The sequence below is a fragment of the Coleofasciculus sp. F4-SAH-05 genome (assembly GCF_040222985.1).
Taxonomy (GTDB): Bacteria; Cyanobacteriota; Cyanobacteriia; order Cyanobacteriales; family Coleofasciculaceae; genus Coleofasciculus; species Coleofasciculus chthonoplastes.
In genome coordinates this window covers 1-6880 of record NZ_JAVKBY010000062.1, presented here as the reverse complement: position 1 = coordinate 6880, position 6880 = coordinate 1, and the positions used below count along the sequence as shown (strand labels likewise).

Annotated in this window: 7 protein-coding genes and 1 pseudogene; 6 read left to right on the top strand and 2 right to left on the bottom strand. The window is 47.0% G+C overall.

Annotated elements, in window-relative coordinates; all coding sequences use genetic code 11:
- Positions 1-135: 135 nt before the first annotated feature.
- Positions 136-327 (bottom strand): annotated as a pseudogene (locus RIG27_RS07510) (RNA-guided endonuclease TnpB family protein); the annotation flags it as partial.
- A 113-nt stretch (positions 328-440) separates the two neighbouring features.
- Here RIG27_RS07510 and RIG27_RS07505 point away from each other — a divergent pair.
- From RIG27_RS07505 to RIG27_RS07485, 5 genes are all read left to right on the top strand, one after another.
- Positions 441-590 carry a hypothetical protein gene (locus RIG27_RS07505; protein ID WP_446343866.1) on the top strand — a complete coding sequence of 50 codons (150 nt, stop codon included), beginning with the start codon at positions 441-443 and terminating at the stop codon, positions 588-590.
- A 428-nt stretch (positions 591-1018) separates the two neighbouring features.
- A complete protein-coding gene (fbp, locus tag RIG27_RS07500; protein ID WP_446340848.1) occupies positions 1019-2083 on the top strand; it encodes a class 1 fructose-bisphosphatase in 1065 nt (354 codons plus the stop codon).
- Positions 2084-2185: 102 nt separating this feature from the next.
- Positions 2186-3343, top strand: a complete 1158-nt coding sequence (gene tal, locus RIG27_RS07495; protein WP_446343864.1) for a transaldolase — start codon at positions 2186-2188, stop codon at positions 3341-3343.
- Positions 3344-3592: 249 nt separating this feature from the next.
- Positions 3593-5122 carry a glucose-6-phosphate dehydrogenase gene (gene zwf, locus RIG27_RS07490; RefSeq protein WP_446343862.1) on the top strand — a complete coding sequence of 510 codons (1530 nt, stop codon included), beginning with the start codon at positions 3593-3595 and terminating at the stop codon, positions 5120-5122.
- Positions 5097-5279, top strand: a complete 183-nt coding sequence (locus tag RIG27_RS07485) for a hypothetical protein (RefSeq protein WP_446343860.1) — start codon at positions 5097-5099, stop codon at positions 5277-5279. Before zwf ends, RIG27_RS07485 begins: the two co-directional genes overlap by 26 nt.
- Here the strand turns inward: RIG27_RS07485 and RIG27_RS07480 are convergent.
- On the bottom strand, positions 5255-5383 hold the full coding sequence (locus RIG27_RS07480; protein WP_446343859.1) for a hypothetical protein: 129 nt from the start codon (positions 5381-5383) through the stop codon (positions 5255-5257). The two genes, RIG27_RS07485 and RIG27_RS07480, sit on opposite strands and share 25 nt — an antisense overlap.
- On the opposite strand from RIG27_RS07480, the gene opcA reads away from it, so the two are divergent.
- A complete protein-coding gene (gene opcA / locus RIG27_RS07475) occupies positions 5365-6732 on the top strand; it encodes a glucose-6-phosphate dehydrogenase assembly protein OpcA (protein ID WP_446343857.1) in 1368 nt (455 codons plus the stop codon). The two genes, RIG27_RS07480 and opcA, sit on opposite strands and share 19 nt — an antisense overlap.
- Positions 6733-6880: the final 148 nt, after the last annotated feature.

The window sequence follows — 6880 nt, the reverse complement described above, 5'->3', positions numbered from 1 at the left end:
GACTGAATTTCATTTCAGAAATTCCCTTCGCTTTTACTTTGAGAGATTAATTCTCCTTGGGTGAACTACGCACCTCTCTATCCCATAGCGGTTAAACGCATTTGGGAATGCTTTTCCTCAAATATTCTAGGAACTTTGGTTATAAAATTTATTTAGGCTTTTTAACGGTCTGCCATTAATCAACAAAGGAGTAAAATCCGGTTGATTTGAAGTTGCAGCCTATTTATGCCCAAATCTATCGCTGCTATATTTCCTTTCGGGGTTAAAAACTGTTTTTTTTTCTTCATAAATTCTCTCAATTACACAACAATCGCACTTAGGGACAATTCATAGTCTTATCCGTTTCCTGTGTATATATTAGCCAACATGACGATATCTGACTATATTCTTATTGAAACTTTACAATACTATTTAGTATTTGTTTGATAAGGCAATTTTCGATGATTCCGGTCTCAAGGTATGGCAACAAGGCAGGAATGCGGGATGCAAGCCTGAGTAAAAACCTCGTAAACTGGCGCGATCGCACCAATTTTACGCTTATCACCTCAAGCGTTGATGCCTTTGCTGTCATTTGTTCTGGTGAGGAGTAATCAGAGTAGTTTTAGGGGCGATAAAAACAACCAATGAATTAGGAATTGGGGTTTATTAATTTGAATTTCATCGTATTCCCTTAAATGTCCTAACGTATCCTCGTAGTGCTATATGTGTTGAGATAATCAAAGTTAATCCTCCAACGCGCCTAACGCACCCTACGAATACTACGAAGGAACGGGCTTTACGGCGATCGCACGGCTTGAGTAACCTGAATTTGGCATCATTTCTATGCAATCTGAACAACTGAACCGCCACATCCAACCGGAAAAGATGTCAAAATTCCTCTAAAGTAAGACGTTTGTTGGTCAACGCCTCTCTAAGATAGGGAGTAAAGTGGAAAAGACTACCATGCCAGGATTGGTATCAGGGCTTCTTAAGATGTACCCTCGCTTACCAACAGCGTGACCGATAAGGAGGAAAGAATATGGCAGATGTCGAGCGGTCTTTAGTGGAAGAGCATTCTCTGGATCGGGATTGTACCACGCTATCCCGTCACGTTCTGCAACAGCTTAAGAGTTTCAGTGCTGATGCCCAAGATCTCAGTGCCTTAATGAATCGTATTGCCTTAGCCGCCAAAATTATTTCCCGACGGTTGAGTCGCGCTGATTTGGTTGAAGGTGCATTGGGATTTACCGGGAATGTGAATGTGCAGGGCGAATCCGTCAAAAAGATGGATGCTTATGCTAATGATGTATTTATTTCGGTCTTTAAACAAAGTGGACTCGTTTGCCGCTTGGCATCCGAGGAAATGGAAAAACCTTACTACATTCCCGAAAACTGCCCGATTGGTCGCTATTCCCTGATCTATGATCCGATTGACGGCTCCTCGAATGTTGATATTAACTTGAATATCGGCTCAATTTTTGCCATTCGTCGGCAACAAGGCGACGATATCGACGGCGAAGCCACGGATCTGTTGCAAGATGGACACCAACAAATCGCCGCCGGCTATGTGATCTATGGACCGAGTACAATGCTGGTCTACTCCATTGGCACTGGGGTTCATGCGTTTACCCTTGATCCCAGCTTGGGTGAGTTTATTCTGTCCCAGGAAAATATGCAAGTGCCAGATCATGGACCGGTTTATAGTGTCAATGAAGGGAACTTCTGGCAATGGGATGAATCGATTCGCGACTATATTCGCTACGTCCATCGCCATGAAGGGTATACGGCTCGCTATAGTGGAGCTTTAGTGGGAGATTTCCATCGGATTTTGTGTCAAGGGGGCGTATTTATTTATCCCGGTACCGTGAAAAAACCGGAAGGGAAGTTGCGTCTACTCTATGAAACCGCGCCCTTAGCCTTTTTAATAGAACAAGCTGGGGGTCGAGCCAGTACCGGCACCGAAAACCTGATGGATGTGGTACCGGAAAAACTCCATACGCGCACACCGTTGGTTATCGGGAGTAAAGAGGATGTGGCGTTAGTGGAGTCCTTTATTCAAGAAAGAGCGCGAGAATCCAAAGAAGCGATCGCGTCTCGTTCTTAGCCTAGTATCAATCGTAACGAAGAATTCAAGGCTCCTTAAAGCACAAATATGACCTTGAATCCAGACCAATAGTAATCTATACCCTAACTTAGGAGTTTAAGCATGACAGCAACAGCCAATAATCCTATCTTCCAAATCGAAAACAATTATGGTCAGAGTATCTGGATGGATAATCTCAGCCGGAGTATCCTTGAATCTGGTGAACTCAAGCAGTTAATTGAAACTCGCGGCGTTCATGGGATTACCTCCAACCCAGCGATTTTTGAAAAAGCGATCGCCGGGAATGCAATTTATGATGCTGATATCGAAGCGGGGATTAAAGGAAAAAAATCGGTAGAGGAGATTTATGAATCCCTCGTCTTTGACGATATTCGTAATGCTTGTGATGTTCTCAAGCCGATTTACGACCAAACCGATGGACTGGATGGTTACGTCAGTATCGAAGTTCCTCCCACCATCGCTAAAGATACCGAAAGTACGATTAATGAAGCCCGTCGGTATTATAAAGCTATTGGTCGGGAAAATGTGATGATTAAAATTCCCGGCACTTCCGAAGGTTTACCTGCGTTTGAGCAAGTGATTAGTGAAGGGATTAACGTCAATGTCACCCTCCTCTTCTCCATCCAAAGTTACATTGACACCGCTTGGGCGTATGTCCGAGGCTTAGAAAAACGGGCAGAAAATGGAGAAGATATTAGCAAAATTGCCTCCGTTGCCAGTTTCTTCCTCAGCCGGATTGACAGTAAAATCGACGACTCCATTGACAAAAAACTCGAAGCTGGGGTTGACCAGATCGAGAAAGAGGCAAAACTAAAAGGCGTGAAAGGCAAAGTCGCGATCGCGAATGCCAAAATCGCTTATCAGAAGTTCAAAGAAGTCATTCAAACCGATCGCTGGAAAGCCTTATCTGCTAAAGGTGCCAACGTACAGCGCCTCCTGTGGGCAAGTACCAGCACCAAAAATCCCGACTACAGCGATGTCATGTACGTGGATGAGTTGATTGGTCCGAATACGGTCAACACCCTACCCCCAAATACTATCGAAGCCTGTGCCGATCACTGTTCTCCGGAAAATCGGATTGAAACGGGTGTGCAAGAAGCCTATCAGTTAATTGAAAACCTCAAAGATCCCGATATCGCGATCGATCTGGATCAAGTCATGGATGAACTGCTTGATGAAGGCATTGACAAATTTGTCAAGCCCTTTGAGTCCTTAATGTCCTCCCTGGATAGCAAGGTCAAAGACTTGGCAACGGTATAGCGATATCCTAAGGCGTGAGGTATCCCTTACTGTAGGGGCACCATCCTTGCGCCCTTACCGAGGTAGCGCATGAAACGGGAAATTGCCAATGAACCGTGTAAATCAATAACCCATAGTATAAACTTGGTCGGGGCGGGTTGAGTCACATCCGGGTGAGGTCTAGAAACGAGATATAGTAAAACCCGCCCCTACACACTCAAAACCCAAGACGCGCCATGGCACGTCTCTACACTCAACTCAAAACTCGAAATGGTGACATTTACAGAAAATCCCCTGCGCGTTGGTTTACAACAGGAACGGAGTCCAGAACCCCTGATTTTAGTGATTTTTGGCGCATCTGGAGACCTGACCCAACGCAAGCTAGTTCCCTCCCTGTATCAGCTTAAACGCCAACGACGACTTCCTTCAGAAATAACAGTTGTTGGGGTAGCCCGTCGCGAATGGAGTCATGACTATTTTCGCGAACAGATGCGGGAAGGGATTGAGGAGTTTTCTGACGGAATTCACTCTGAAGAACTGTGGAATGATTTTGCTGAAGGGCTATTCTATTGTCCCGGCAATATCGATAAACCAGACAGCTATCAGAAATTGAAAGCATTTTTGGCAGAACTGGATGGTAAACGGGGAACCCGGGGAAATCGGGTATTTTATCTCGCCGTGGCACCCAAGTTTTTCCCCGAAGCCATCCGCCAACTGGGAACAGCCGACATGCTGGATGATCCAATTAAGCATCGCCTGGTGATTGAAAAACCCTTTGGTCGAGATTTGAGTTCAGCGCAAATTCTCAACCGCGTCGTGCAGCAAGTGTGTCGTGAGGAACAGGTTTATCGCATTGATCACTACTTAGGGAAGGAAACCGTTCAAAACCTCTTAGTCTTCCGCTTTGCTAACGCGATCTTTGAACCCTTGTGGAATCGCCAGTTTGTAGATCACGTTCAGATTACTGTAGCCGAAACCGTGGGCGTCGAAGATAGAGCGGGTTACTATGAAACATCGGGTGCGCTGCGGGATATGGTGCAGAACCATTTGATGCAACTCTTTTGCTTAACCGCAATGGAGCCACCCAATTCCCTGGATGCGGATAGTATCCGGACTGAAAAGGTAAAAGTAGTTCAGGCAACACATTTAGCTGATATTAATAACTTAGAATGTTCAGCGGTTCGCGGTCAGTACAAGGCAGGCTGGATGAAAGGAGAGGCAGTATCAGGATATCGAGAAGAAGAAGGCGTTGATCCCAACTCCATCACACCCACTTACGTGGCGATGAAACTCATGATCGATAACTGGCGTTGGCAAGGTGTTCCCTTCTACCTGCGGACTGGGAAGCGGTTACCGAAGAAAGTCAGTGAGATTTCGATTCAGTTTCGGGATGTTCCCTTACTGATTTTCCAATCCGCCGCCCAACAAACCAGTCCCAATGTGCTGACGATGCGGATTCAACCCAATGAAGGCATTTCCCTGCGATTTGAGGCGAAAATGCCGGGTCCACAGCTTCGTACCCGCACCGTGGATATGGATTTTAGCTATGGCTCATCCTTTGGCATGGCAACATCCGATGCCTACAATCGATTATTACTCGATTGTATGTTGGGAGATCAAACGCTATTTACCCGCGCCGATGAAGTGGAAGAAGCATGGCGGGTGATCACCCCAGCCCTATCCGCTTGGGAAGCACCCACTGATCCCGGAACGATTCCCCAATACGAAGCCGGAACGTGGGAACCTAGGGAGGCGGAACACCTGATTAATCGGGATGGACGACGCTGGCGTAGACCTTAGTTGGGGAGCAGGGGGAGCAGGGGGAGCAGAGGGAGCAGGGGGAGCAGGGGGAGCAGGGGGAGCAGGGGGAGCAGGGGAAGATGGGAGACAAAATTTCTATAACTCATTACCCTATTGCCTATTGCCTATTGCCTATTCCCTGACCAATGACCAATGACCAATGACAAATGACAAATGACAAATGACAAATGACGAATGACAAATGACAAATGACCAAAAACAAATAACGAAGGATAATAACGATGGTACAATCTCCTCCAATCCTATCTCTACAATCACCTAAAGACGTTTCCTTAAGTGAAATTGAGGAAGAACTGCGTCATATTTGGCAAAGCTACAGTGCGACAGATAATAATACGGATGTTCCTAGTGCTGTACGGGCAACCACGTTTACGTTGGTGGTTTACGAACCTGAAGAAACTCAACTGCTTTTAAGCGCATTGGGATATTATTCAGGTCCCATTGACGGAATTATCGGACCGCGAATGTTTGCGGCGCTCAAAGCTGCCCAGAAAACTTATGGATTGCCGAGAACAGGTAAGGCAGACGACAAAACCAAGGAGAAACTGCGCGAAGAGTATAATGAGCGGCATCAGCAAGAGATAAATGGAAATGGGCAAACCAGACGGCAAACCTATTCAGCTGATATAGAAGGTTCGGGAATTGCTGATGCGATCGCGGCGGCGAATCCTTGTCGAATTATCGCCCTGTGTCCGATTGTTGGTGAAGATGAAGGGGTGACGGCTCAAGTCTCTGCTTCTTGTCCGATGCAAAAACATAGTCAAAGTACCCTGGTTTGCTGTGAATACATTACCTTGAGTGGTACACCAGCAGCTTTAGAGCGCATCGGGGGTATGATCTGTGAACTGATGATTAGTGATTTACCCCAATTTATTTGGTGGAAGGGAACCCCTGATCCAGATTATGGGTTGTTCAAACGACTGGCTGGAATTAGCAATAACGTGATTGTGGATTCCAGTGCCTTCCAAAAACCAGAAGAGGCGTTGGCACGACTACAGGACTTTATCACCCAGGACATCCCCATGGCTGACCTCAATTGGCAACGGTTAGCCTCATGGCAAGAATTGGCGGCTGAGGCATTTGATCCACCAGAACGCCGCTCTGCGCTCAAAGAGGTTGACCAAGTTACTATCGATTATGAGCAAGGTAATCCAGCTCAAGCGTTAATGTTTCTGGGATGGTTAGCCTCTCGACTGCAATGGCGTCCGGTTTCCTATTCCAAAGAGGGCGGAGAATATGATATCCGACGGGTTAAATTTACGACTCCCGAACATCGCCCGGTAGAAGCTGAATTAGCCGGAATTCCCACGGCTGATGTGGGAGAAGTAGCGGGAGATTTGATTAGCCTGCGTTTGGGTTCGACAAATATGGATGCAGACTGCTGTACTGTGTTGTGTTCAGAAACCACAGGTTGTATGCGGATGGAGGCACATGGCGGGGCGCAATCGTGCCGCATTCAGCAAGTTACTCCCATGTTTGACCAAAAAACGGAGCAGTTGTTGAGTCAGCAATTGCAGCGTTGGAGTCGCGATTTGCTCTATGAAGAAAGTCTGGCGGTGACTGGGCAGATCATGAAAGCCAAGAGTTAGGAATTCGGTGATGAGTGTCGGGTGTCGGGTGTCGGGTGTCGGGTGTCGGGTGTCGGGTGTCGGGTGTCGGGTGTCGGGTGTCGGGTGTCGGGTGTCGGGTGTCGGGTGTCGGGTGTCGGGTGTCGGGTGTCGGGTGTCGGGTGTCGGG

Bases quoted from the DNA above. Each gene is read 5' to 3' on its own strand.
- RIG27_RS07505 (WP_446343866.1), top strand. From the start codon at position 441: ATGATTCCGGTCTCAAGGTATGGCAACAAGGCAGGAATGCGGGATGCA.
- tal (WP_446343864.1), top strand. From the start codon at position 2,186: ATGACAGCAACAGCCAATAATCCTATCTTCCAAATCGAAAACAATTAT.
- opcA (WP_446343857.1), top strand. From the start codon at position 5,365: ATGGTACAATCTCCTCCAATCCTATCTCTACAATCACCTAAAGACGTT.
- RIG27_RS07485 (WP_446343860.1), top strand. From the start codon at position 5,097: ATGGACGACGCTGGCGTAGACCTTAGTTGGGGAGCAGGGGGAGCAGGG.
- zwf (WP_446343862.1), top strand. From the start codon at position 3,593: ATGGTGACATTTACAGAAAATCCCCTGCGCGTTGGTTTACAACAGGAA.
- fbp (WP_446340848.1), top strand. From the start codon at position 1,019: ATGGCAGATGTCGAGCGGTCTTTAGTGGAAGAGCATTCTCTGGATCGG.